At 64.4% G+C, this 25,178-nt stretch carries 21 protein-coding genes; 11 read left to right on the top strand and 10 right to left on the bottom strand.

Going from position 1 to position 25,178, the window contains the following annotated elements; genetic code table 11:
* Positions 1–11: 11 nt before the first annotated feature.
* The 4 genes from AC1PQG_RS00220 to AC1PQG_RS00205 form a co-directional block, all read right to left on the bottom strand.
* Positions 12–3,113: an efflux RND transporter permease subunit gene (locus AC1PQG_RS00220; protein WP_481120684.1), complete on the bottom strand. Its 3,102-nt coding sequence runs from the start codon at positions 3,111–3,113 to the stop codon at positions 12–14.
* A 9-nt stretch (positions 3,114–3,122) separates the two neighbouring features.
* A complete protein-coding gene (locus tag AC1PQG_RS00215; RefSeq protein ID WP_481120683.1) occupies positions 3,123–4,325 on the bottom strand; it encodes an efflux RND transporter periplasmic adaptor subunit in 1,203 nt (400 codons plus the stop codon).
* Positions 4,326–4,339: 14 nt separating this feature from the next.
* Positions 4,340–5,548, bottom strand: coding sequence for a TolC family protein (locus AC1PQG_RS00210; protein WP_481120682.1), 1,209 nt, complete (start codon positions 5,546–5,548; stop codon positions 4,340–4,342).
* A 138-nt stretch (positions 5,549–5,686) separates the two neighbouring features.
* Positions 5,687–6,004 carry a hypothetical protein gene (locus tag AC1PQG_RS00205; RefSeq protein WP_481120681.1) on the bottom strand — a complete coding sequence of 106 codons (318 nt, stop codon included), beginning with the start codon at positions 6,002–6,004 and terminating at the stop codon, positions 5,687–5,689.
* A gap of 127 nt (positions 6,005–6,131) precedes the next feature.
* On the opposite strand from AC1PQG_RS00205, the gene AC1PQG_RS00200 reads away from it, so the two are divergent.
* The 5 genes from AC1PQG_RS00200 (at position 6,132) to AC1PQG_RS00180 (ending at position 11,726) form a co-directional block, all read left to right on the top strand.
* Complete coding sequence (locus AC1PQG_RS00200) at positions 6,132–7,256, top strand: D-alanyl-D-alanine carboxypeptidase family protein (protein WP_481120680.1); 1,125 nt, start codon at positions 6,132–6,134, stop codon at positions 7,254–7,256.
* A gap of 122 nt (positions 7,257–7,378) precedes the next feature.
* Entirely contained in the window at positions 7,379–7,648 is a 270-nt protein-coding gene (locus AC1PQG_RS00195; protein ID WP_481120679.1) for a YbeD family protein, read from the top strand.
* Positions 7,645–8,274, top strand: coding sequence for a lipoyl(octanoyl) transferase LipB (gene lipB / locus AC1PQG_RS00190; RefSeq protein ID WP_481120678.1), 630 nt, complete (start codon positions 7,645–7,647; stop codon positions 8,272–8,274). Before AC1PQG_RS00195 ends, lipB begins: the two co-directional genes overlap by 4 nt.
* A gap of 5 nt (positions 8,275–8,279) precedes the next feature.
* Positions 8,280–9,227 carry a lipoyl synthase gene (gene lipA, locus AC1PQG_RS00185; RefSeq protein ID WP_481120677.1) on the top strand — a complete coding sequence of 316 codons (948 nt, stop codon included), beginning with the start codon at positions 8,280–8,282 and terminating at the stop codon, positions 9,225–9,227.
* 1,278 nt (positions 9,228–10,505) lie between these two features.
* The gene (locus tag AC1PQG_RS00180; RefSeq protein WP_481120676.1) at positions 10,506–11,726 is read left to right on the top strand and encodes an EF-hand domain-containing protein; all 1,221 of its coding nucleotides are present in this window, start codon (positions 10,506–10,508) and stop codon (positions 11,724–11,726) included.
* Between the two features lie 249 nt (positions 11,727–11,975).
* Here AC1PQG_RS00180 and AC1PQG_RS00175 read toward each other — a convergent pair whose 3' ends face one another.
* Positions 11,976–12,281: a hypothetical protein gene (locus tag AC1PQG_RS00175; protein ID WP_481120675.1), complete on the bottom strand. Its 306-nt coding sequence runs from the start codon at positions 12,279–12,281 to the stop codon at positions 11,976–11,978.
* Positions 12,282–12,877: 596 nt separating this feature from the next.
* Between AC1PQG_RS00175 and AC1PQG_RS00170 the strand changes: the two genes are divergently transcribed.
* Positions 12,878–13,876, top strand: a complete 999-nt coding sequence (locus AC1PQG_RS00170) for a LysR substrate-binding domain-containing protein (RefSeq protein ID WP_481120674.1) — start codon at positions 12,878–12,880, stop codon at positions 13,874–13,876.
* A gap of 86 nt (positions 13,877–13,962) precedes the next feature.
* Here the strand turns inward: AC1PQG_RS00170 and AC1PQG_RS00165 are convergent, their stop codons facing one another.
* Both AC1PQG_RS00165 and AC1PQG_RS00160 read right to left on the bottom strand, forming a co-directional pair.
* Positions 13,963–14,247, bottom strand: coding sequence for a hypothetical protein (locus AC1PQG_RS00165; RefSeq protein ID WP_481120673.1), 285 nt, complete (start codon positions 14,245–14,247; stop codon positions 13,963–13,965).
* 75 nt (positions 14,248–14,322) lie between these two features.
* A complete protein-coding gene (locus AC1PQG_RS00160) occupies positions 14,323–16,281 on the bottom strand; it encodes a sigma-54-dependent Fis family transcriptional regulator (protein WP_481120672.1) in 1,959 nt (652 codons plus the stop codon).
* A 430-nt stretch (positions 16,282–16,711) separates the two neighbouring features.
* Between AC1PQG_RS00160 and AC1PQG_RS00155 the strand changes: the two genes are divergently transcribed.
* From AC1PQG_RS00155 to aldA, 5 genes are all read left to right on the top strand, one after another.
* A complete protein-coding gene (locus AC1PQG_RS00155) occupies positions 16,712–17,329 on the top strand; it encodes a QcrA and Rieske domain-containing protein (RefSeq protein ID WP_481120671.1) in 618 nt (205 codons plus the stop codon).
* A 56-nt stretch (positions 17,330–17,385) separates the two neighbouring features.
* Positions 17,386–19,104, top strand: coding sequence for a methanol/ethanol family PQQ-dependent dehydrogenase (locus tag AC1PQG_RS00150; protein ID WP_481120670.1), 1,719 nt, complete (start codon positions 17,386–17,388; stop codon positions 19,102–19,104).
* 121 nt (positions 19,105–19,225) lie between these two features.
* Positions 19,226–20,092 (top strand): transporter, encoded by an 867-nt coding sequence (locus tag AC1PQG_RS00145; protein WP_481120669.1) that lies wholly within the window; start codon positions 19,226–19,228, stop codon positions 20,090–20,092.
* A gap of 31 nt (positions 20,093–20,123) precedes the next feature.
* Entirely contained in the window at positions 20,124–20,594 is a 471-nt protein-coding gene (locus tag AC1PQG_RS00140) for a DUF1097 domain-containing protein (RefSeq protein ID WP_079437098.1), read from the top strand.
* 56 nt (positions 20,595–20,650) lie between these two features.
* Complete coding sequence (aldA, locus tag AC1PQG_RS00135) at positions 20,651–22,087, top strand: aldehyde dehydrogenase (protein ID WP_481120668.1); 1,437 nt, start codon at positions 20,651–20,653, stop codon at positions 22,085–22,087.
* Positions 22,088–22,280: 193 nt separating this feature from the next.
* Here aldA and AC1PQG_RS00130 read toward each other — a convergent pair whose 3' ends face one another.
* The 3 genes from AC1PQG_RS00130 to AC1PQG_RS00120 form a co-directional block, all read right to left on the bottom strand.
* Positions 22,281–22,538 carry a MoaD/ThiS family protein gene (locus AC1PQG_RS00130; RefSeq protein WP_481120667.1) on the bottom strand — a complete coding sequence of 86 codons (258 nt, stop codon included), beginning with the start codon at positions 22,536–22,538 and terminating at the stop codon, positions 22,281–22,283.
* Positions 22,535–23,713, bottom strand: a complete 1,179-nt coding sequence (locus tag AC1PQG_RS00125; RefSeq protein ID WP_481120666.1) for a glycosyl hydrolase — start codon at positions 23,711–23,713, stop codon at positions 22,535–22,537. Before AC1PQG_RS00125 ends, AC1PQG_RS00130 begins: the two co-directional genes overlap by 4 nt.
* A gap of 132 nt (positions 23,714–23,845) precedes the next feature.
* Complete coding sequence (locus AC1PQG_RS00120; protein WP_481120665.1) at positions 23,846–25,054, bottom strand: S53 family peptidase; 1,209 nt, start codon at positions 25,052–25,054, stop codon at positions 23,846–23,848.
* Positions 25,055–25,178 lie beyond the last annotated feature (124 nt).

Genomic DNA, 25,178 nt, shown 5'->3' with positions numbered 1-25,178 from the left:
TCAAATCTTGATCAGGCCTCGTAGGGGGTGTCGTCGAACCACCTGTAAAGGGTCGGCAGCACCACCAGGGTCAGCAGCGTCGAGGTGATCAGCCCGCCGATCACCACGATGGCCAGCGGACGCTGCACTTCCGAGCCCGGCCCGGTGGCGAACAGGAAGGGCACCAGCGCCAGCAGGGCCACCGTCGCGGTCATCATCACCGGCCGGAAGCGCAAGGTCGCCCCCTTCACGACCGCCTCGGCCAGCGGCACGCCCTCGGTGCGCAGGCTGCGGATGTAGCTCACCAGCACCACCCCGTTGAGCACCGCGATGCCCCACAGCGCAATGAAACCCACTGAAGCCGGCACCGACAGGTATTCGCCGGTCACCAGGAGTCCGATCACCCCACCGACGCTGGCAAAGGGCAGCACCAGGATGATCAGGCTGGCCAGCTTGAGGGAGCCGAACAGCAGGAACAGCAGGAAGAAGATCGCCCCGACGGTCACCGGAATGATGATCGTCAGGTGGCCCATGGCGCGCTCCAGGTTCTGGAACTGGCCGCCCCACTCCAGGTAATAGCCTTCCTTCAGCTTGACCTTGGCATCCACCGCCTTCTGCAGCTCCGCGACGAAGCCGCCCAGATCCCGGTCCTTCACGTTCACGCCGACCACGATGCGGCGCTTGGCGAGCTCGCGGGAGATCTGCGCCGGACCGTCGGCGACGCGGATCGTCGCCAGGTTCTCCAGCGCCACCTGGGCGCCGCCCGGCGTGCTGATCAGGATGTCGCCGATCTTCTCCACGTTGTCGCGGAAGCTCTCGGGCAGGCGCACCACCGACGCGAAGCGCCGCTCGCCCTCGTACACCTCGGTCGCCTGCTTGCCGCCGACAGCCGCCTCGATGGTGTCGTTCACGTCCGACACGTTGAGACCGTGGCGGGCGATGGCCTGGCGGTCGATCTCGATGGACAGATACTGCTGACCGGTGACCCGCTCGACGCGGATGTCCTCGGAGCCGGCGATGCCGCCCGCCACGCGGGCGATCTCCTCGGCCTTCTTCTTCAGCTCGTCCAGGTCGTCGCCGAAGACCTTGATCGCCACGTCGGAGCGCACGCCGGTGACCATCTCGTCCACCCGGTCGGAGATCGGCTGGGCCATCACCACCTGCACGCCCGGCAGGGCCTTCAGCTTCTCGCGCATCGCCGCGGCGATGTCGTCCTGGGTCCATCCGGCCGGCCACTCGTCGCGGGGCTTGAGGCTGACGATGGGGGTCGACTCGTTCTGGCCCTGCGGGTCGGCCGGCGACTCGCCGCGGCCGACGCCGGAGATCGCCGACTTGACGCCCGGCACCTGCATCACCAGGCGCATCGCCTCCATTTCCATCTTGATGGACTCATCCAGCGAGATGTTCGGCACCCGATTGATGCCCGGCACCACCGACCCTTCCTTCATCTCGGGGATGAAGGCGGTGCCGAGGAAGGGGAACATGCCCAGCGTAACGACCAGCAGGATCACCCCGCCGGTGACCGTCTTGCGGCTGTTGGCCACCGCCCAGTACAGCAGCTTCAGGTAGGGCGCCTTGATCTTGGCGATCAACCAGGTGTCGTGCTCGGCGCCGCCCTTCAGCAGGTAGGACGACAGCACCGGCGTGAGGGTCAGGGACAGGAACAGGGACACCGCCAGCGCGATGGCGATGGTGTAGGCCAGCGGCGCAAACATCTTGCCTTCCATGCCCTGCAGGGTCATCAGCGGCAGGAACACCAGGATGATGATGCTGACCCCGAAGATCACCGGCGTGGATACCTCGCGCACCGCGTCGAAGATGATGCGCACCTTGCTCTCGCCCCTGTCGGTGGCGTGGCCGAGGCGTGCGAAGGCGTTTTCCACCACCACCACCGAACCGTCCACCATCAGGCCGATGGCGATCGCCAGACCACCGAGAGACATCAGGTTGGCCGAGATGCCGTAGTGGTTCATCGCCAGGAAGGTCAGCAGTGGCGTCAGCACCAGCGTCGCCACCACGATCAGGCTCGAGCGCACGTCACCGAGGAACAGGAACAGCACCACCACCACCAGCGCGATGCCCTCCAGCAGCACCTTGATGACGGTTTGCAGCGCCGCATCCACCAGCTCCGAGCGGTCGTAGTAGGGCACGATCTGCAGCCCGTCGGGCAGCATGCCCTTCTCGTTGATCTCCGCCACGCGGGCCTTGATGCGGCTGACCACCTCCTTGGCGTTGCCGCCGCGCAGCATCATCACGATGCCGCCCACCGACTCGGTGACGCCGTTCTTCACCACCGCGCCCTGGCGCACCTCGTGGCCGAAGGTCACCTCCGCCACGTCGCGCACATACACCGGCGTGCCGCCGACCTCCTTCAGCACGATGGCGCCGATATCGGACAGGCTCTTCACCAGGCCGACGCCGCGGATCAGGTACTGCTCCGCGTACTGGGGCAGGATGCCGCCGCCGGAATTGGCGTTGTTGCGGGCCACCGCCTCATACACGTCGCGCACGGTGATCTTGTAATGGCGCAGGCGGTCGGGGTTCACCAGCACCTGATACTGGCGTGCGAAACCACCCTGGGAATTGATCTCCGCCACGCCCGGAATCGAGCGCAGCAACGGGCGCACCACCCAGTCCTGGGCGATGCGCCTCTCGGTCAGCTCCTTCTCGGTCAGCTCCCGGTTGCCGTCATCCGGACGGTCGAGTGTGTACTGGTACACCTCGCCGAGGCCGGTGGACACCGGGCCGAGCACCGGCACCACGCCTTCCGGCATCCGGCTGCCCACTTCGAGCAGGCGTTCCATCACCAGTTGGCGGGCAAAGTACACATCGGTCGCGTCGGTGAATACCAAGGTGATCAGCGACAGGCCGGGCTTGTTGAGTGAACGCATTTCCTCCAGACCGGGCAGGCCGGTCATGGAGATTTCCAGCGGCACGGTGACGAAGCGCTCCACCTCCTCGGGGGAACGCCCCTTGGCTTCGGTGGCGATCTGCACCTGCACATTGGTCACGTCGGGGAAGGCATCCACCGACAGCTTGCGCGCCGCGTTGAGGCCGAAGGCGAGCAGCACCACGGCCACCACCACGACCACCAAGCGCTGGCGGAGCGCGGCACGGACTAGGGATTCGATCATGGTCCGTCCTTATTCCAGCTCTTTGCGCTTGCGCTCGTTGTTCAGGTGGAAAGCCCCCGACACGAGAATCCGCTGGTCGGCCTTGAGGCCCGACAGCACCGCGCGGCGGCCGTCCATGTCGGGGCCGAGGCGCACCGCGGTCAGGCGGAACTGCTGCGGCCCCGTCTCAACGAAGACGTTGTCCGCATCGCCATCGCGCACCACCGCCTGGGACGGCACCACCACCCGCTCCACCGGCGCGGCCTGGATCAGCATCGTCGCCAGCATCGCCGGCTTGAGCTGGCGCGCGGCGTTATCCACCACGCTGCGCACGGAGATCGTGCGGGTCTCCGGATTGACCGTGTCGGCCACGTAGATCAGCTTGCCGGTCAGGCGCGAGCCGAGGGCCGGCACCTCGATATCCACCGACTGGCCGGCCTTGACCAGTGCCGCCTGTTGCTCGGGCACCTCGGCGGTGACCCACACGCGGGACAGGTCGGCCACCACGAACAACGCATCGGCCGGCTGCACCACCTGGCCCTGAGCCACCGGCCGCTCGACCACGACACCAGCCATCGTCAACGCCACCGAGATCACCGAATTGATGCTGCCGGAACTGCCCAGCCGGTTGATGGCCCCCGACGACATGCCGAGCACGCGCAACTGGTCGGCCGCACCGCGCTGTTCGGCGGAGGCGATGGCCAGCTCGCTCTCGCGGCGCTGCAGCTCAGCCTTGCCGATCACGTCGGCGGCGAACAGCTGACGCGCCCGTTCCACGCTGCGGGCCTGCAGGTCGGCCTGGGCGCGGGCTTTCAGATAGGTGAGCTGGGCCGCGCTCAGCTCGGTACTGTTGATCGTCGCCAGCGTATCGCCGACCTTCACCGCCTGGCCCAGCTGGGCCTGGATGTCGATGACGCGGCCGGTCACCGTCGCGCCGATGCGCGTCACTCGCTGAGAATCGAAATCCACCTTGCCGGCCACCCGCAGGGTGTCGGCAACGGCGCTCTGCCCGGCCGGCGTCACCTTCAGTTCGGCGCCGAACCCGGGCGGCACGGTGACCAGTGCCGGATCGGCCGGCGCCGCCTTGGCATTGACCACACCGCCTTCGGCGATGGCGGCCGTGCCGTTGGCGTCGGCCGCGGGTTTGTCGGTGGTCTGTGCAGCATCCTTGCTGCACGCGGAAATCATGAGGGCGGCCAGCAGGGTGACCAAGGTAGTTTTGCGAAGCTTCATGGGAGCGATCCGGATCATTGAGCGGCGCGCAGGCGCTCGATTTCGATGACGGCCAGCTGCAGTTCGTAGCGGGCGGCGATGAGTTCATTGCGGGCGGCACGGAAGACCCGCTGGGCATCCAGGTAGTCGAGGATGCCGCGCTCGCCGAAGCGGTAGGCGGCTTCGGCCACCTTCAGCGCGGCCTCTGCCTCGCGGATGATCCCGTTCTCGAGGGCATTCACCTGGGTGCGGGCGATCTCGTACTGGCGATAGGCACCTTCCAGCGCCTGGGTCAGCGCCAGTTCCTGGCCGGCCTGCTCGCTGCGGCTCTTGCTCAGCAACGCACCGGCCTCGGCCACCGGCCCTTGGCGGCGGTCCCACAGCGGCACGCTGAGGATCACGCCGACGCGGCTGTCACGAAGCTCGCTGTCCCGCTCCTCGGTCACCTTGACGGCCAGCTCGGGATGGCGGCGCAGACGCTCCAGCTCCAGCTGGCGCTCGGCACGCTTCACCTCGGCCTGGCTGCGCGCCAGCTCCGGATTGCGGGCCAGCACCTCGGCACGCAGCTTGTCGAGGGAGGGCACCACCGGGCTGGTCGCCAGCGAACCGTCCACCGCGAACTCAGCCGGCAGCGCCGGGCTGACCAGCGCACGCAAGCCCGCCCGCGCCTGGGACACCCGCAGCGCGGCGCCTTCGGCCGACTTCTGCGCGTTGAGCAGTTCGGTGTCGGCCTTGATCAATTCATACCGCGGCGATTCGCCGGTCTGTACCCGCACCGCCACACGGGCGCGGATCTGCTCGGCGAGGCCCAGATCCTCCTTGGCCGCACGCAGTTCCGCTTCGCGGCGCAACAATTCGTAGAAGCGCTGGTCGAGGCGGGCCAGCAGATCGTTCTCGAAGCTGCGCTGCTCGGCCTCACGGGCATTCAGCGCGAAACCGGCGGCGTCGATGCGGGCGTCCCGCTGCCAGGGGTTGTCGACACGCTGGGTGATTTCGAGGCTCTGCACCGCGCCGGTGGTGGCGCCGGGCGTGCGGGCACGGGTGCGTCCAGCGAGAAACTCCACCTCGGGGTTGGGATAGGCGCCGGCACTGGTCACCTGCGCCCGCCCGGCCTCGACGGCCGCCCGCGCCGCGGCAAGGGAAGGATGAGCCGCCCGCGCGGCATCGCGCAGGGCCGGCAGGGAATAGGTGGCAGTACCGTCGGCGACGGCGTGGGCGGCAGCCAGCAAAAGGGCGGCCGCCATGAAGGACTTCCTGAACATGCGGATTCTTCAGCACCCAATGGGTGCTGCTCTCGTTTTGTTATTCGACAACCGACAGGCGACACAAGGCCCGTCCGGAACAAGACGTGAAGGCGCAACCGGCCCTGACGGGCCGGTCGTTCAGGCGTTTCTGGGAGGGGGCGCCGCGGGCTGCGGCAGGACGGAGTGCCACACCGGCGGAATGGCTTCCGGGCGGACTTCTACGAGATGGAGGACAGGGAGCGGGATGCCGCCAGAGAGGGCCGGGCAGTCCTGCGGATCGGCGCCGTGCAGATCGAGGACCAACGGATCCGCCTCTTCGTGGAATTGCTCCGCGCTCTGCATATAGTCGGCCAGGTCTTCCGCCGCGTCGATGCAATCGTCGGCAAAGGCCGCCCCTGCCCAGATGAGCACGAGACAGGCCAGCACGAGGGATAGACCACGGCGAATGAGTTGCATTGCATCGATCCAGACAGGGCGAGCCTAATGGAGTTCCCGCTGCAGTGCAAAAAAACCATTACAAACTCGGGCGTCGGGCACCGGACGGGGTGTCTATAATTGCGCTTTTGCTTCTCCCCACCCCACCATGTTGCGTCGTTTCATCCTGCTCCTGCTGCTGATTCCCACCCTCGTCTTCGCCCAGATGGTCCCACCGACCGTCGCTGCACGAGCCTGGCTGCTCCTCGACGTGGGCTCCGGCCAGGTGCTCACCTCCGAGAAACCCGACGAGCGTATCGAGCCGGCATCACTGACCAAGCTGATGACCGCCTACCTCACGTTCGCGGCGATCAAGAACAAGACCATCACCCTCGACCAGATCGTTCCCGTCTCGGAAAAGGCCTGGAAGATCAGCGGCTCCAAGATGTTCATCGAGCCCAACATGCCGGTCACCGTGAAGGAACTGATCCACGGCATGATCATCCAGTCCGGCAACGACGCCTGCATCGCGCTGTCCGAAGCCATCGCCGGCTCCGAAGAGAACTTCGTGCAGCTGATGAACAAGGAAGCCGCCCGTCTCGGCCTCAAGAACACCCACTTCGAGAACTCCACCGGCCTGCCCAGCCCGACCCACCTGGCCTCGGTGCACGACCTGGCGATGCTGTCCGCCGCGATCATCCGCGACTTCCCGGACTTCTACCCGATCTATTCCATCAAGGAATACACCTACAACAAGATCCGCCAGCCCAACCGCAACCGCCTGCTCGCCCTCGACCCCACCGTCGACGGCCTCAAGACCGGCCACACCGAGAGCGCCGGCTACTGCCTGATCTCCTCCGCCAAGCGCAATGACCGCCGCCTGATCTCGGTGGTCGTGGGCACCACCAGCGACAACGTGCGCGCCCAGGAATCCCAGAAGCTGCTCAACTGGGGCTACCTGGCCTACGACGACGCCAAGGTCTACACCGCCAACCAGGCGGTCAGCGATTTCCGCGTCTGGAAGGGCGCCGAGAGCAGCGTCAAGGTCGGCGTGCTGAGCGACCTGATCCTGTCCCTGCCGAAGGGCGACGCCCAGAAGGTGAAGACCACCATCGTGCCCCCGCCGGACCTGATCGCCCCGATCACCAAGGGCCAGAAGATCGCCAGCGTGCAGCTGTCTGTCGATGGCAAGACCATCGGCGAATACCCGCTGGTCGCCCTCTCCGACGTCCCCGAGGCCGGCTGGTTCGGCCGCCTGTGGGACGCCATCCGCCTGTGGTTCAAGAAGTTCTGACACCTGCGGCACCTGAGGATCGCGTCGGGACACTTGAAGTTGGGCACCTGCGCCCGCATCTTGTGAGGGTGGACGCACAGCGCGCGCCCGCCCCGACGCCTCACCCTCAACCAGGAACATCCATGACTGAACAACGCACCACCCTGCTCGAATTCCCCTGCGAATTCCCGATCAAGATTATGGGCGCGCGGGTCGACGGCTTCGCCCAGGCCGTGCTGGAAGTGGTGACGGTGCACGCGCCGGACTTCGATGGCACCGCGATGGAGATGCGCCCGTCGGCCAAGGGCAACTACCTGTCCATCACCTGTACCGTCAATGCCATTTCCCAGGCCCAGCTCGACGATCTCTACCGCGCACTGACCGCCCACCCGCTGGTCAAGGTCGTACTGTGATCGTCCGCCACCTGGGCCTGGTGCCCTACGAGCCCACCTGGCGGGCCATGCAGGAATTCACCGCCAGCCGCAACGACACCACCCCGGACGAGTTGTGGCTGGTCCAGCACCCGCCGGTCTACACCCTCGGCCAGGCCGGTAAGCCCGAACACCTGCTGCACGCCACCGAAATCCCGCTGGTCAAGATCGACCGCGGCGGCCAGATCACCTACCACGGCCCCGGCCAGGTGGTCGCCTACCTGCTGCTCGACCTGCATCGCCGCCACCTCAAGGTGCGCGAAATGGTGAACCTGCTCGAACAGGCCATCATCGACTGCGTCGCCGACTTCGGCCTCACCGCTGAACGCAAGGACGGCGCGCCTGGCGTGTATATCGCCGGCGAAAAGGTCGCCGCCCTCGGCCTGCGCGTACGCAACGGCTGCAGCTATCACGGCCTTTCCCTTAACGTCGACATGGATTTAACCCCGTTTACGTGGATCAACCCTTGCGGCTATAGTGGGCTCAAGACAATACAACTCAAGGACTTCGGCGTGACTGAAGGCCCCGACGAAGTCGCCGAACGGCTTCTCGGCCACCTCCAGCGGCATTTTCCCGAAGTACCGCCCACCGCCTTACCAAAGGATTAGATTCAATGGATTCCGAGAGCCGCAAGCAACGCGGCGCCGAAAAGACCGCCCGCATCCCCATCAAGATCGTTCCCGCCGAGCGCCTCAAGAAGCCCGACTGGATCCGCATCAAGCTCGGCGCCGGCGTCGAAGCCGAACGCTTCAACGAGATCAAGGACACCCTGCGCGAGCACAAGCTGCACACCGTCTGCGAAGAAGCCTCCTGCCCCAACATCCACGAATGCTTCGGCAAGGGCACGGCCACCTTCATGATCATGGGTGACATCTGCACCCGCCGCTGCCCCTTCTGCGACGTCGGCCACGGCCGCCCCGAGCCGCTGGACACCAACGAGCCGACCAACCTGGCCAAGACCATCGCCGCGATGCGCCTCAACTACGTGGTGATCACCAGCGTAGACCGGGACGACCTGCGCGACGGCGGCGCCCAGCACTTCGTCGAGTGCATCCGCTCCACGCGCGAAGCCAGCCCCAAGACCACCATCGAAGTCCTGGTGCCCGACTTCCGCGGCCGCATGGACGTGGCGCTGGACATCTTCGACCAGTCCACGCCGGACGTCATGAACCACAACCTGGAAACCGTGCCGCGCCTCTACAAGCAGGCCCGCCCAGGTGCCGACTACGCTTACTCGCTGGAACTGCTCAAGCAGTTCAAGGCCCGCCACCCGGAGGTCAACACCAAGTCCGGCCTGATGGTCGGCCTCGGTGAAACCGACGAGGAAATCCTCGAAGTGATGCGCGACATGCGCGCCCACAACGTGGACATGCTCACCATCGGTCAATACCTCCAGCCCTCCGGCGGCCACCTGCCGGTGCTGCGCTACGTCCATCCCGACACCTTCAAGATGTTCGAGACCGAAGCGCTCAAGATGGGCTTCAAGAACGCCGCCTGCGGCCCGATGGTCCGCTCCAGTTACTGGGCGGATCAGCAGGCGCATGGGGCTGGGGTGGTCTAACCAAGCTGCGTACGGGTTCGTAGCACTCATACGGCAAGGGCCGGCCTGCATAGCGCAGCCGGCCCTTGCTGCATTTCGGGCATCAGTTGACTGCCAGTGTGTTACCCACTGTCGGCCCTGAACACTCCAGCAGATTCTCCGGCACCGGATGCCATAGATGATCTCTTATCAGAGCTGTGGCGTCATCGCAGGCGAATACCCTACTAATACTTCTCTTTTTGAATATATAGTGATGCACATCACATGATGCATGTGAATTAAAATTCCCGAGTCTATATCTTTTGGCTGATGTCCTTTTCTCGTACCGAGAGCATACTTATCAGCACATTTTACATATAAGCCAGCCAGAGAGGTTTAGCCTCCAGCAAGCCACGTATCAGCATCTACATTGCTGAAGCGTGGCTTTTTTATTTTTCCAAGATTAGAAATAGACTGCAAGATACTTCAAATGCGGGTCTGTCGGTCTCCTGTGATGGCGCTTGGTATTGATGTGGTGAACTTCTGATTAATTCGATTTATTTTTATGCCTTAGGCTTAAAAATTAAGCTCATGTTTTTAAGGATTAATTTATGGTTGTACCGAAGGTGATTAAACGGCTTGTGGGTAAGCCCCTCATTCTTTCTCCTCTTTTTCTTTCCATCCTGTGTGGCTGTGTTTCGTCGGGCGAGTCTCTATCCGCTTCGACGTATCGAGAGTTGGGTTGGCTGAGTGGGGAGCAAACGACGCAAGTCGCATTTCTTGATGCGGCCGATCAAGCGCTCTCTTTGAAAATCAACGGCGAGGATTTTCATTCATATCAAATAAAGAAGAGATGGGCGGCCGGTCAGTCGTACTTTGAGCAGGCAACCAAGCCGATCAATGAGGGGGAAGGACGCAAGCTTTGCTCCCAGAGTGACGGCTTGAATGAATGGGTACGACTTGGCTGCAGAGCGGTTGATGCGGACTCTCCTCTGAGTGACAAGAGCTGTCAAATTAGTGCTCGATGCATGAGAGTGAGAGTTTCTCCGTTTATCCTCAATAACCACGAGTATATGGAAGTGGTTAGAGCAGCATTTAATGATCCATGTCGATTTGTCCCAGAGTACGACGAGCTAAAAAGGAAGCATGGAATTAATAAACCTAGAGGTGGAAGGACTCGTCTTGGTGCTGACGTATCTCGATACTGGCTCTTCTGTAGTTCTGGGAAGAAGGTTAGAGCGGTACTTGAAGAGACTGGCGACGACGGTGTGTTCCTCTTGAAATGGTCTCGATAAATTTATTAGCCGAAAGGGTGTTGCCATGAGCAATGATGCGTACGTTATTAACGTCAATCAGATTACTGCCGGACCTACTGGCCATGTGAATATTACATATTCTGGGCCTGGATACGACACAGTGACTTATGGTTCAAATGTGAACCCTACCTCTGGGGTTCAAATTGAAGATAATTCAGGGCGAATGATCTCTCAGAGTACTGCAATATATGTTTCGAAAGAAGACTTCGAGCGATCTCTTTACTTTTCACGTGCCGCTGATGCTTTGAATAATAGCTATTTCGGCTTGTGTAATAACTGTGTTGACTTTGCTGACGAGGCTCTCAAGTACGCAGGTTTTGGACAGTGGTCTGTGAAGAACTTTCTTTCGGATGGAACGCTTACAGATACATACGCAAAATTGGCGGAGTATATATGTGGAAATGAGTATGTCAGTGTTGCAACTTCCAACATCCTAAATATTCTTGCCAGCGCTTCGAATATATCTGACGCTCAAAATTTCGTAAATTCAATGTCTTGGTTGGCAGACCATCCGGTTGGCTCTGACTTCTATGCTCAATATGAATCTCCAGACTCTGAGGCGGATATCCACTTGGCTCGTCTGAAATATTTTGCCAAAAAATTGGGTATTCAGGTCAACTATGACCCCATTGAGCAAAAGGTACTCCTCGGGATCGCCTCTCCAATTGTTATAGATATTGATGGTGACGGCATTCAAACACTTTCTTACTCATCACACTCTGTCTATTTTGACATTGACGGGGATGGAGTTAATGATAGAACTGCATGGATTTCTAGCCACGACGCCTTTCTTGCGATCGACAAGAACAACAATGGAAAAGTTGATAACTCAGGAGAGTTATTCGGCGGTATGGAGCGGGGCGTTGGTTATGCGAAGCTGTCTGAACTTGATACGAATGGTGACGGGGTCGTATCAAGGGCTGACGCCGATTTTGGAAAATTGAGTCTTTGGCGCGATGCGAACAACAATGGAGTTACTGACGTCGGAGAGCTTATCTCTGCTTCCGCGGCAGGACTTGAATCAATTTCAACTTCGTATACAAGTCAGGATATATATCAAAACGATAATTTGATTGGAGAGACTTCTCAGGCGAGGATAAACGGAGCTGATGTTATTGCTGCAGATGTATATTTTAAATTTAAATCAGGAACTTACAATGAGACTTACTTTGAAGACCAATCTCTCGCGGCTTCAGAATTAATTTCCGGCATTTATATCCCCTAGAAAAATCCAAGATATCTCGAACAAGATGAGGCTCCACGCGATCTCGATAAGAGCATCGTGAATCATCAGGCTCCTCGACAAGAAGGCCGACTACTCGCTGATCGTCAAAGGCAATCCACAAAGCCTACAAGCTCCGCGGCGGTAGCGCTTTCCCCCTAAGGAGAGACACCCAAGAACTAGTCTCCCCACAAGGCGCGCCATATCGTTCAGGACGAAGGCCCACCCCAGAGCGATATGGCTTACCTGAGCTTACGTCGAAAGCCCCTGATGACATTCGTCTTCAGATTCCAGGCGGCCCCTTGCTTCAAGACAACTCAAAACACCAAACAGCTCCTGTGCTTCCATGGCCATCATGCCGCAGGCCCACATGAAGCTGTCCTGCCACTGGGCATTCATCAACCTGAATGCCTTGCCTTGCTCACCGCGCGTCATGGCGAGAAGGGCCGATAACTGGGCCAGTCGGGCACTCAGTTGGTCGGTGAGGGTCAGTGAATTGACATCCGAATGGAGGCTGTAGAGCCGATCGCTTGCAGTGAAGGTCAGGTCCGGGCTCATTGCCAAGCCTCCCTTCCCAGTTTGAATGTACGGACGAGATGAGACATGGTGGATCTCCTAGATATCGGTCTGCTTCTCTGCTCCCCGCCGCCAAGCTGGGGGGCAGAACCGTGCAGGTTGGCGGACCGGAATCTAGGAACCGGCAGGGTTTCCCCTCCCGCACGGCCCGCCCACTGGGGACGACACCATGCTCCGGACGTAAAAAAACCGCTCGGGGCGGTCGTCCGACTAGATTAATCCGGGCCGCCAAGCCCGGCCGCTGTTGTTTGCAGCAGCCCCCGCATGATGCGCCGCGGGGCTCCGTGACGCAAGATCGGTAGTCAGCACATTCACCTCCGCTACGACGCCATCTCGACCAGCGCACCGCCGAGATCGGCGCTAGCGAACGACTGCACGAACTTCATCCCGAAAACCCGCCTGCCGCCGCCCCCACACCTTTTCCTGCGCACCAGCGCAGTGCCCACACAGCGGCCCCGCACCACATCGGCCCCCATTCCGGGCGACGGCCCCCGCTATCCGCCCCGAATACGTGCCTTTCCCCCATGGCCCGTTTTTTGCACCGCAACATGCAATCAACCATTCATCGGAGAGCCGACATGGCCGCGAACTGCACCTGGGATTCCATGGATGTCCATCTGCTGCGCGTACTGCACGCCCTGCTCACCGAGTGCAGCGTGAGCAAGGCGGCGCGCCGCCTCAACCAGTCCCAGCCGGCGGTCAGCACCGCGCTGCGGCGCCTGCGCGACATCACTGGCGACCAGTTGCTGGTGCGCTGTCGCAACGGCATGACGCCCACCGAACGCGGCGCCGGGCTGCTTGAGCCGGTCAAGATCGCGTTGCAGCAGATCGAGGCGATCGCGGTGCGGCAGGTCAAGTTCGACGCGGCCAGCTCGCGGCGCATCTTCAACATCGCCACGCCGGACTACCTCAACGCAGTGCTCCTCGGCGAGATCGTCGCCCGTCTGCGCAAGCTGGCGCCGCACAGCCAGGTGGCCTTCCATTCCCTCGGGCCGGATTACGACTACGCCCGCGCGATGGAGAACGGCGAGCTCGACGTGGTGATCGGCAACTGGCCGCAGCCGCCGGAAAACCTGCGCATCGCGCCGCTGTTCGAGGACGAGGTGGTGTGCCTGATGCGCAAGGGCCACCCGCTGGCCGGCAAGCCGCTGGGCACCGCCGAATACCTGGCCGCCGAGCACCTGGTGCCGACGCCCTACGCGGTGGGCCAGCGCGGCGTCATCGACCTGCACCTGGCCCGCGAGCGCATGAAGCGCAACGTGGTGGCCTATGTGCCCTACTTCGGGCTGGTGCCCTACCTGCTGCTGGAGACCGACATGCTGTTCTCCAGCCCGCGGATCTTCGCCGAACACTGCGCCAAGATGATGCCGCTGGCCGTCGCCGAGCCGCCGATCGAGTTTCCGAAAATGAGCTTCTATCTGCTGTGGCACGACCGCAGCCACTATGAGGAGGAATGCCGCTGGTTCCGCGAGCAGATCATCTCGGTGGTGCGCAATTCGCCGGCCCTGCAGAAGCCGGCCGCCGGCGCCGCACCGAAGGGCCGCGCCGCGGACAGCAGCGCCTACGCCACGGTGTGAGCCTGAACGGGGCGGCTTTCCCCCCGTCGGGATGGCACGCCGGACGATTCCGTCATAGGAAAAATTGATTTTTTCGGCCGAAAAAATCATCCGGTGGCGTGAAAAATCCGTTTTTCCATATGACAAAAATCTTTTGTCATATGGAAAATTTTCCGAGACGCGTGACGGAACGGTTCTGTCACACGACAAAATCGTTTTGCCAGGCCGCCGGACGATTTCGTCGCCAGACGGAAAACTTGCGCCGCATGACAAAACGCTCGGGTGGCGTGACGCAGCTTTTTTTTCATCCGAAAAAGCGTTTTTTTCGGATGAAAAAATCTTCCATCGGACTGACAGAACCCTCCAGCCACCGGACGCAATGATTCGTCCACGCCACCGGCGCATCGCGTGAGCTGAGCCGGGCTTGCCGCGCCGCCCCGCCAGCACCCGCAGCGGCGCGCGAAAGCTCAGTGCGTCAGCCGCCCGTGGGCCTCCAGCGCGTCGGCGGCATTGGGGGCGACGATGCCCTGGCGCTGCATGCGCCGGTACAGCGTCGAGCGCGACACGCCGATGGCGGCAGCCGCGGCCGAGATGTTCCAGTGGCAGCGGCGCAGTTCGTCGAGCAGGATGTCCCGCTCGCTGCCGGCCGAGCGGCCCGCCTCCGGCATGGGGGCAGACATGGCGAACGATGACGCGGCAACGGCCAGCACCGGTGCCTGCAAGCCATCGGGAAAATGCGCCGCCGCCAGCACGCCGTCGTCACACACCGCCACCGCAAAGCGCAGCGCGTTGCGCAGTTCGCGGATGTTGCCCGGCCACGGGTAGGCGGCCAGCTGTTCGAGCACATCATCGGGCAGGCTCAGCGGGCGGCCGGCGGTGGCCAGTTCCTGGGCCAGCACCTGGCGGATCACCACCCGCCGGTCGGAGCGCTCGCGCAGCGCCGGCAGGCGGAACACCGCCGCATTGAGGCGGTAATACAGGTCTTCACGAAACTGGCCGGCGCGCACCATTGCCGCCAGGTCCCGGTGGGTCGCGCAGACCACGTTGAGATCCACCGCCTCCGGTTCCGACGCGCCCAGCGCCACCACCTCGCCCTCGGCCAGCACGCGCAGCAGGCGCGTCTGCAGCGCCAGCGGCATGTCGCCGATCTCGTCGAGGAACAGCGTGCCACCGCTGGACTGCTGGACCTTGCCCTTCGAGCCCTTGGCCTTGGCGCCAGTGAAGGCGCCCTCCTTGTAACCGAACAGCTCGCTCTCGATCAGGCTCTCCGGGATCGCCGCACAGTTGAGGGCCACGAAGGGCTTGTCGCGGCGCAGGCTGTGGCCGTGGATCGCGCGGGCGAAGGCTTCCTTGCCGGAGCCGGTCTCGCCGAGCAGCAGGATGGTCAGCTTGCGGTCCACCACCCGCTTGACCCGCTCGATGCTCTCCAGCACCCGCGGGTCCTCGGCGGCCAGCGCGTCGAAGCCGCGCTTCACCGACAGCGTCGCCGGCACCGCGGCCTCGCGCACCGGCGCGCGCAGCTGGGCCTCGAAGCGCACCCCGTTGGCCAGGCAGCGCAGCGGGATCGGCGCACCGGGGCGCTCGTGGGCACGCTTCACCAGCTCGTCGGCGGACAGGTCGAAGACGTCCTCGATGCGCCGCGACGGCAGTTCCGCGCCCGGGAACAACCCGGCCCGCAGGCGCCGGCTGGCGGCCAGGATGCGCCCGCCGTCGTCGAAGGCCAGGCAGTGCGCCTCGCCAAGGCTCCAGCAATCCCCTGGCCCACTGATCGACAGGATCCAGGCCGTCTTGTAGCTCTCTACAAATAGCGCGTTCTCGATGGCCAGCGCGTTCTGCTGGACCAGCCGGAACACCACCGACTGGCTGCTGCGGTTCTCCGGCGCCGCGAAGGCCGACGCGTTCAGCACACCCACCAGCTCGTCGCGGGGGCCGAACACCGGCGCCGCGCTGCAGGTGATGCCGTGGTTGTGGTTGCGGAAATGCTCCTCCCGATGCACCAGGATCGCCGCCCGGTCCACGATGGCGGTACCGACGCCGCAGGTGCCCTCGTCGGATTCCGACCAGCAGGCCCCGGCAATGAAGCCGCGGCGCCGGAACTCCGCGTCCAGGCTGGGCGTGCCGCGGAAATCCACGCTGGTGCCGTCGCCGGTGGTGAGCAGCACGCAATAGCCGGAATCGCGCACCTGCTCATGCAGGCGCGCCACGCCCAACTGGGCGATACGCAGGAAGGTGGCGGTACGGTCGCGCAGGTCGCGGAATTCAGCCGCCGACAGCACCCGCGGGCGGGAACGCGTCGAGGGATCGATGCGGTAGGTTTCCTCCGAGCGCCGCCACGATTCGCGCAAGCGCGCCTCGGTGGCCGCCAGGCTCAGCATTCCGCCGGGCAAGAGCCCCCCGGCCAAGGCATCGGTGTGCCTGCCCTGCATATCCATCTCCTCGTCCCCACCCACTTATAAAGCGTGCGCCGCGCTGGCGGAATCCACCGCTGCGGCTGCTATTTGTGGCTGGATGATAGCGCATGGAAATTGCCGCTGCGAATAAAAAGAAGCGAATAAGGAAATACCCGGACGAATACCGCAGCGCAGCAGAAAAGCGGCCTGTAGCGAATTACGGTTTTGCGACACGACACCTGATGCAGACCCCGCTACACCTGTAGTGCACGGGCAGGCGACGGGCGGCCGCCAATTCAATCCAATATGGATTAAAGACAAATCCAACGCCATCCATAAAAACAAAAAACATTTGATTTAAAACAATAAAACAAATCAACCCTGTCCTTCCTGCGCTTCATTTCAATTCTGTGGCACAGGCTTTGCCTAATAGACCCGGCCACAAACCAGAACGCAGGACAGGAATATGAACAGGACGCCCTCCACACCGATTGCCGAGACCACGCCGGAGAACGTGGCCAATCCCAATAGACGGGAAACGCTGAAAGCCACTTCGGCACTGCTCCTTTGCGCCGGGCTGGGAATTGGCCGCAATGTCCTTGCCGACGACGACGCCAATTCGAAACCGAAAGTCGGTGACCAATTGGCGCGCAGCGACAACGAGGGCAAGGCCCAGCCCCTGCGCTGCAGCGAAATCCAGCCGGATGCCAAGCCGGTGGCCGCCTTCCCCTTCGAGCCGGCCAGCGGCGAGGTGCGCGACGGCTCCCGCCTCAACAAGGTGATCCTGGTCCGCGTCGATCCGCAGGAGCTCACCGACGAGACCCGCGCCTATGCCGCCGGCGGCGTGCTGGCCTATTCGGCGGTGTGCACGCACCAGGGCTGCGAGGTTTCCGAATGGGTCGCCAAGGACAAGACCCTGATGTGCTACTGCCACTTCTCCAAGTTCTCCCCCAGCCAGGGCGGCCAGGTCGTCGCCGGCCCGGCCCCGCGCACCCTGCCGCTGCTGCCGCTGAAGGAGGAGAACGGCGTACTGGTGGTGGCCGGCCCCTTCACGTCCCACCCCGGCGTCGCCAAGTCCGCCTGATTTTTCCCCGCCTCACCCGCTCGCCCACACCAAAGCAATAAAGGAGACATCTGCAAATGAAAACCCGACTCAAGGCCCTGTGTGCCAGCCTGGCCCTCGTCCCCATGCTGGCCGGCGCCAGCCTGGCCCCCTACAGCCCCGTCACCGACGCCCGCCTGACCAAACCCGAGGCCGGCAACTGGCTGATGTACCGCGGCAACTACGAAGGCTGGGGCTACAGCCCGCTCAAGCAGATCACCAACCAGAACGTCGGCAAGCTGGTGCCGGCCTGGTCCTACACCACCGGCATGACCGAGGGCCACCAGGCGCCGCCCATCGTCAATAACGGCTACATGTACGTGTCCACGCCGAACAACCAGGTGATCGCGCTGGAAGCCGCCACCGGCAAGGAGCTGTGGCGCTACAAGAAGACCATCCCCGACGAGCTGATGCAGCTCCACCCCACCAACCGCGGCGTGGCGCTGTACGGCGACAAGCTCTACCTGGCCACCACCGACGCCTTCCTGGTGGCCCTCGACGCGGCCACCGGCAAGGAGCTGTGGAAGGTCGCCGTGGCCGACTGGAAGAAGGGCTACTACATGACCCTCGCCCCGCTGGCCGCCAAAGGCAAGATCATGGTCGGCTCGTCCGGCGGCGAGCTGGGCATCCGCGGCTTCATCGCCGCCTTCGACGCCGACTCCGGCAAGGAAGCCTGGCGTACCTACACCATCGCCGGCCCCGGCGAAGCAGGCAGCGAAACCTGGCCCGGCGAAACCTACAAGACCGGCGGCGGCTCGGTGTGGATCACCGGCACCTACGACTCCCAGACCAACATCGCCTACTGGGGCGTCGGCAACGCCGGCCCGTGGATGCCCGACACCCGCCCCGGCGACAACCTCTACGCCAACTCCACCATCGCCCTCGACGTGGACACCGGCAAGATCAAGGGCCACCACCAGTACCACTGGAACGACGCCTGGGACTGGGACGAGGTCTCCGCGCCGCTGCTGATCGACCTGGAGCACAAGGGCAAGAAGTTCAAGTCCCTGGTGCACGCCGGCCGCAACGGCTACCTGTGGCTGCTGGAGCGCACCCAGGACAAGGTCAATTATGTGGATGCCTGGCCCTACGTGACGCAGAACGTGTTCACCAGCCTCGACCCCAAGACCGGCCGGCCGACCTACGACCCGAAGCGCATTCCCGGCACCGGCAAGAAGACGGACTTCTGTCCGTCCCTGTGGGGTGGCAAGGACTGGCCGCCGGAAGCCTACAACCCGCAGACCGGCCTGCTCTACATCCCGGCCAACAACAACCTGTGTTCCGAGCTGACCGGCGAACCGGTCAAGTACAAGGCCGGCAGCCTGTACATCGGTGTGTCCCTCGACAACATCCTGACCAACGTGCGGATGACCGAGAAATCCCGCCAGCACATCGGTGAAGTGCAGGCCTGGGACCTGAAGACCGGCAAGAAGGTGTGGACCCACACCTACCCCGAGATGAACTGGGGCCCGCTGATGACCACCGCCGGCAACCTGGTGTTCGGCGGCGGCACCAACGACCGCATGTTCCGCGCCCTCGACGCCAAGAGCGGCAAGGTGCTGTGGGAGACCCCGACCCCGTCCGGCGTCACCGGCGTGCCCTCGTCCTTCGAGGTGGATGGCGAGCAGTACGTGGCCGTGCAGTCCGGCTGGGGCGTCGATGCCCAGCGCATGCAGGGCGCCTTCGACGCGGTGCTCGATCACAAGACCGTCGTACCCCAGGGCGGCACGATCTTGGTCTACAAGCTGCAGAAGTAAGCCCGCCCCCCCAATCCACCCCACTCCACCCCGGTTCAGCCCACCCGCGTAATCCGCCCCGCGCCGCCCTCCGGCGGCGCAGCGGGAGGACTCACGCCCAAAAACGACAAAGGAGACATTCATGCAGACCCTTCACACCCCCTTCCGCCGCCTGCTGGCCGCCACCGCACTGGCCGGCCTGGGCGCCGCCTGCGCCCCCGCCGCCTTCGCCCAGACCACCTTCGACGTCATCGGCCCCCACGAATACGAGTTGCCGGTGGACTTCAAGCCCTTCAACGTCTTCGTGCAGTACGGCTACGTGCAGAACAACAAGGACACCTTCAACGCCAACGGCGACAAGGTGAAGGGCGACGGCAGCCAGACCATCGTCGGCATGTCCAAGTACGTGCGCTTCTGGACGCCGGAAGGCAACCCGAAGATCGGCCTCGCCTACGAGGTGATCGTGCCGGAGATCGGCGTGCGCAACCAGCACGCGGCCAACGCCGCCGACCGCCACATCAGCGGCATCGGCGATCCGCTGACCGGCTTCGCGGTGTGGATGAAGCCGAGCCCCGACTCCACCTTCGGCTTCCAGTCCTTCCTGCAGGTTCCGGTCGGCGACGACCGGGTCAGCGACACCAACTGGAAGAACCTGTCGAGCTTCCTGTGGGACGTGCGCCTCACCGACAAGCTCGGATGGACCGCCGACGCCGGCATGGTCTTCCAGAGCGAGAAGAAGGACGGCAGCCGCCCCGGCAACACCTTCCACACCAACCAACGCCTCGGCTACCGCGTCACCGGCCTGCTCGAGCCCTTCATCGCCCTCGACTACGAGAGCACCAGCAGCCGCAACAACCAGCCCAGCGCCCGCGTGCTGGACGGCGGCGTCGGGGTGATGTTCCACACCTTCGACAACCAGTCCATCAGCCTGCGCTACTCGTCCAGCATCGACGGCAAGAACCACGCCGCCAACAACAGCGTGAACATCAAGTACGCCTACGTGTGGTGATTCCCCCGAACCAGCGCCAAGGAGTGTTCCCATGAAGATCCTGCATGCCCTCGCCTTCAGCATCGCCCTGCTCGTCGCCGCCTGGGTTTATCTCAGCGTCGGCAACCCGAACCTGGGCTTCAATCCGTGGATCGGCTTCGTCGCCTGGGCCGCCTTCTTCGCCGCCGGCGGCGGCAGCGGCGGGCTGAGCAAGGCCCTCGGCGCCGGCCTGGCCGGCATCCTGCTCACCGCCGTGACCCTCGCCGGGGTGCAGGCGCTGGGCGGCGGCCTCGGCCCCCTGATCGGGCTGGTCGCCGTGCTGGCCTTCGTGCTGGTGGCGATGGCCGACATCGGCGCCCTGTCCTACACGCCGGCGGCCTTCCTCGGCGCGGCGTCCTTCTTCGGCTCCGGCGGAAAGATCGACCTCAGCATCGCCCTCGTCGCCCTGACCTGGATTGCCGGCCTCGCCTTCGGCTACGTGTCGGAGAGCGTCGGCAAGAAGCTCGCCCGCCCGGCCGCCTGACCTTTCCCCGCCAACACCCCCACACCCCAACCCCGACACACCTCAGGAGACCTACCGTGACGACCCTCTACGAGAACTACATCGACGGCCGCTTCGTGCCCGCCGACGCCTCAACCGCCATCGACGTGCATAACCCGGCCAACCACGCGCTGCTGGCGCGCATCCCCACCGCCAGCAGCGACGAGGTGAATGCCGCGGTGGACGCCGCCCGCCGCGCCCAGCCGGGCTGGGAACGCCTGCCGGCGATCCAGCGCGCCGCCCACCTGAAGGCCATCGCCGCCAAGGTGCGGGAGAACAAGGAGCGCCTCGCCGAGATCATCACCCGCGAGCAGGGCAAGGTCCTCGGCCTGGCCCGCGTCGAGGTGGATTTCACCGCCGACTACATGGACTACATGGCCGAGTGGGCGCGCCGCATCGAGGGCGAGATTCTGCAGAGCGACCGGCCGGGCGAGACGATCTTCGTGCATCGCAAGCCGATCGGCGTGACTGTCGGCATCCTGCCGTGGAATTTCCCGTTCTTCCTGATCGCCCGCAAGATGGCGCCGGCGCTGGTCACCGGCAACACCATCGTCGTCAAGCCGAGCGAGGAGACGCCGATCAACGCCTTCGAGTTCGCCCGTCTGGTGGCCGAGGCCGGCCTGCCGGCGGGGGTCTTCAACCTGGTCGGCGGGCGCGGCGCCGACGTGGGGGCCAGCCTGTGCACCCACCCGGACGTGGGCCTGATCAGCTTCACCGGCAGCGTCGCCACCGGCTCGACGATCATGCAGGCCGCCGGCCGCAACCTGACCCGCGTGAACCTGGAGCTGGGCGGCAAGGCGCCGGCCATCGTGCTGACCAGCGCCGACCTGGACCTGGCCGCCAAGGCGGTAGTGGATTCCCGCGTGATCAACACCGGGCAGGTGTGCAACTGCGCCGAACGGGTCTACGTGGAAAAATCGGTGGCCGATGCATTCACCGCCAAGGTGCGCACGCTGATGGCCGCCACCCGCTATGGCGACCCGCTGGCCGAGCCGGATGTGCACATGGGCCCGCTGGTGAACCAGATCGGTCTCGACAAGGTGGCGGCGATGGTGAGCCGCGCCCGCGAACAGGGCGCCGAGGTGATCCTCGGCGGCCGCGTGGCGGACCGCCCGACGGGCTTCCACTACGAGCCGACGGTGGTCACCGGCTGCAGCGCCGACATGGAGATCATGCGCAAGGAGATCTTCGGCCCGGTGCTACCGATCCAGACGGTGGACAGCCTCGACGAGGCCATCGCGCTGGCCAACGATTCGGAGTACGGCCTGACTTCGTCGATCTTCACCAAGGACCTCAACGCGGCGATGCAGGCCTGCCGCGAGCTGCGCTTCGGCGAGACCTATGTGAACCGCGAGCACTTCGAAGCCATGCAGGGCTTCCACGCCGGCCGCCGCAAGTCCGGCATCGGCGGTGCCGACGGCAAGCACGGCCTCTACGAGTACACCGAGACCCACGTGGTGTACATGCAGAACTGAGCCGGTAACCCCACCCTTTCGGCGGCGCGGGCCTTGGCCGGTCCGTGCCGCTGATTGAAAGTTTTCTCCTCGTTGTTCTCCGCGTTGTTGTTACGGCAGCCGCCGACCCCTCGGCCGTGCCGCCGGGACGGCGGGCGAATCCTCCCTCTCGCCCGTCGTCCCTCCTTTTTTGCCCCGCCTCAGTTGCCTCGCCTTAGCCGCCGCTGAGGGCCTGCACGATGACCAGCTCCTGCACACCGTCCAGCCGCCGGGCCAGGTCGAAGACCTGCTCCCCATCGACGAAGAAGCGGATGTGCGGGCGGATGCGGTTCTGCTCGTCGATCATGCGGAAGCGGATGCCCGGATAGCGCAGGTCCAGTTCGGCCAGCACCGCCGCCAGCGTGTCCCCGCCCGCCTCGGCGTACGCCTGCTCGGTGTAGGAGCGCAGCGCGCTGGGGATCAGCACCTTCACGGCGCGCCCTCCACCCCCATAGCCACCTCCACCGCGTAGATCTCCGGCAGGTGCGCGGCGATGCGCGTCCATTGGCTGCCCTCGTCGCCGCTCATCCACAGCTCGCCGCTGGTGGTGCCGAAATACAGGCCGACCGGGTCGGCACTGTCGGCCGTCATGGCCTGCCGCTTGACGGTCCACCACGCCTGCTCGGCCGGCAGGCCGGCGTCGAGGCGCTGCCAACTTTCACCGCCGTCGCGGGTGCCATACACCGCCGGCTTGCCACCGGGGCTGGTACGCGGCCACACGCTGGTGCCGTCCATCGGAAAGACCCATACCGCATTCGCATCACGGGGATGGACGACCATCGGGAAGCCGATGTCGCCGACCTCCGCCGGCATCGCGCGGCCGATGCGCTGCCAGGTGTCGGACGGGCGGTCGAGGCGGTAGATGCCGCAGTGGTTCTGCTGGTACAGCCGGTCCGGATTGGTCGGGCACAGGCGCACGCAGTGGGGATCGTGGAAGGTCGGGTCGCTGCCGTCGAAGCCTTCGACGACCTCGATGCCGCTGAGCAGCGGCGCGAAGCTGCGGCCGCCGTCCCCCGATTCATGCACGCCGCCGCCGGACATGGCGAAGTACAGGTGCTCGGCGTCACGCGGGTCGACGATGATGGAGTGCAGCTTGGGGCCGTCCGGCGTGCCGTCCTGTACGGTACCCATCCACTTGCGGTACTGCGGGTCGTCGTTGATCGGCGAGAACGGTGCCCAGCTGACGCCGCCGTCCTCCGAACGGAACAGACCCTGCGGCGAAGTGCCGGCGTACCACACGCCAGGCTGGTCGGCATGGCCGGGGGTCAGCCAGAAGGTGTGGTCCACCGAACGTCCTACCTGACCCTCGGGGGCCGGGGCGAAGGCCGGCGGCCGGGCGGCTTCCTGCCAGCTGCGCCCCAGGTCGGTGGAACGGAACACCGTCGGCCCGAGGTGGCCGGTCTTGGCGGCCGCCAGCAGCGTGCGCCCGTCGCGCGGGTCGAGCACCAGGTGGTTGATGATGTGGCCCAGGAAGTGGGGGCCATCCACCCGCCAATGCTGGCGGGTCGCGTCGCTGTGGTACAGCCAGGCGCCCTTGCGCGTGGCCACCAGCAGTAAAACGGTGCCAGGGCCGCGCTGCGCGGCCCCCGTGTCGATCTCGCTTGCCATCGCTCACTCCTCCATATGCCCGCCTGCGGCGGGGGAGCGGCTGCGGCACGCGTCCGCTGCGCGTGTCAGGGCCGCCGACGAACCCGTGGGTTACGGGAATGCCTGCTTTCGATCACGCCGGCGGCGCCAGGTTCAGGGCAGCGCCACCAGCGCGGGCACCAGCAAGGCCGCCTTCGGGCTGCCGAGGCCGGTCACGTAGTCGTAGCCGCCACTGGCCGAACACAGGGTGCCGCAGCTACCGTTGCTGCCGGTGGTGATGTCGTTGAAATCACCATAGGCGCTTTTGGCGACGGCGTAGAGATTGTTGTAGGGCGCCGCCAGGCGGGCACGCCCGAGGGCTGCGCGCTGGGAATTGACGATGGCCAGCAGGGCCGCCCATTGCGGTGCACCGGCGCTGGTGCCGCCGACCTGGAACCAGCCGGACTGGTTGGCATAGGTGACACTGCTGTACACCGGGAAACCGGTGGCGGGATTGGCGTCGTAGGTTACGTCGGGACTACCACGCTTGCCGGCATAGGGCGTCGGCAGGTTGGTCTGGCCCGCCGGTTCCGGCTCGTAGGCACTCAAGCCACCACCGCTGCCCGACCAGGCGCTCTCGCCGACATAATTGCCGGCCGAATCGACGCTGAGGGTGCTGCCGCCAACGCTCAACACATACTGGGAGGCCGACGGGTATTCGACGCCGGCACCGCTGTCGCCGGATGAGGCGGTAAACGCCACTCCCGACACCTTGAAGTGGCTGTCGTAGTAGGTTTCGCTGCTGAATTCGCTACCGCCGAAGCTCATCGACACCGCGGTGGCGCCCTTCTTCACGGCGACGTCCACCGCGGTCAGCAGGTCGGAAAAGCTGCTCGAACGGGCCTCAACCAGCATGATCTTGGCGTTCGGTGCGATCGCGTGGGCCCACTCCACGTCCAGCGCCATTTCCAGCGACCAGCCGGCGTCGCTCTTGGGTTTGCTCCCGGCCGCATAGATCTTGGTGAAGCAGCCATTGGCGGTCGTACAGGCCGGCAGGCCGAAGGTGGCGCTGAAAACGCCCAAGTCGGATTCGATCGACGGGTCATCGTAGGCGTCGATGATCGCGATGGTTTGTCCCTCGCCACCATTGGCGATCTGGTCGAAGCCGTAGGCGTGGCGCACCAGAGCCGGCGTCAGCCCGCTTGGCGCGGTATTGGTGACCGACGGATGGATGTGGAACGGCGGGCGCGCATAGCCCTGCGGCGCACGGACGCCTTCGCGGGCATGGATCACGTCATCGGCCAGCGCGGGGCTTACCAGCCAGGCGGCCTGAACGCCGAGGCCCAGCACCCAGGCGACCCGCTTGAAATGCTTGTTCTTCATTTTCGGCTCCGTTCGTCGCAAAGACGGAAAAGGGCTGATCCCCCTCCCAAACGTCTATCGAACCGCAGAAAGCTGTCGACAGCTTGACGCTACGGCACGGCACGGCACGGCACGGCACGGTGCG

Source organism: Zoogloea sp. GDB6, from assembly GCF_056724105.1.
This window is presented reverse-complemented; position numbering and strand designations above follow the sequence as displayed.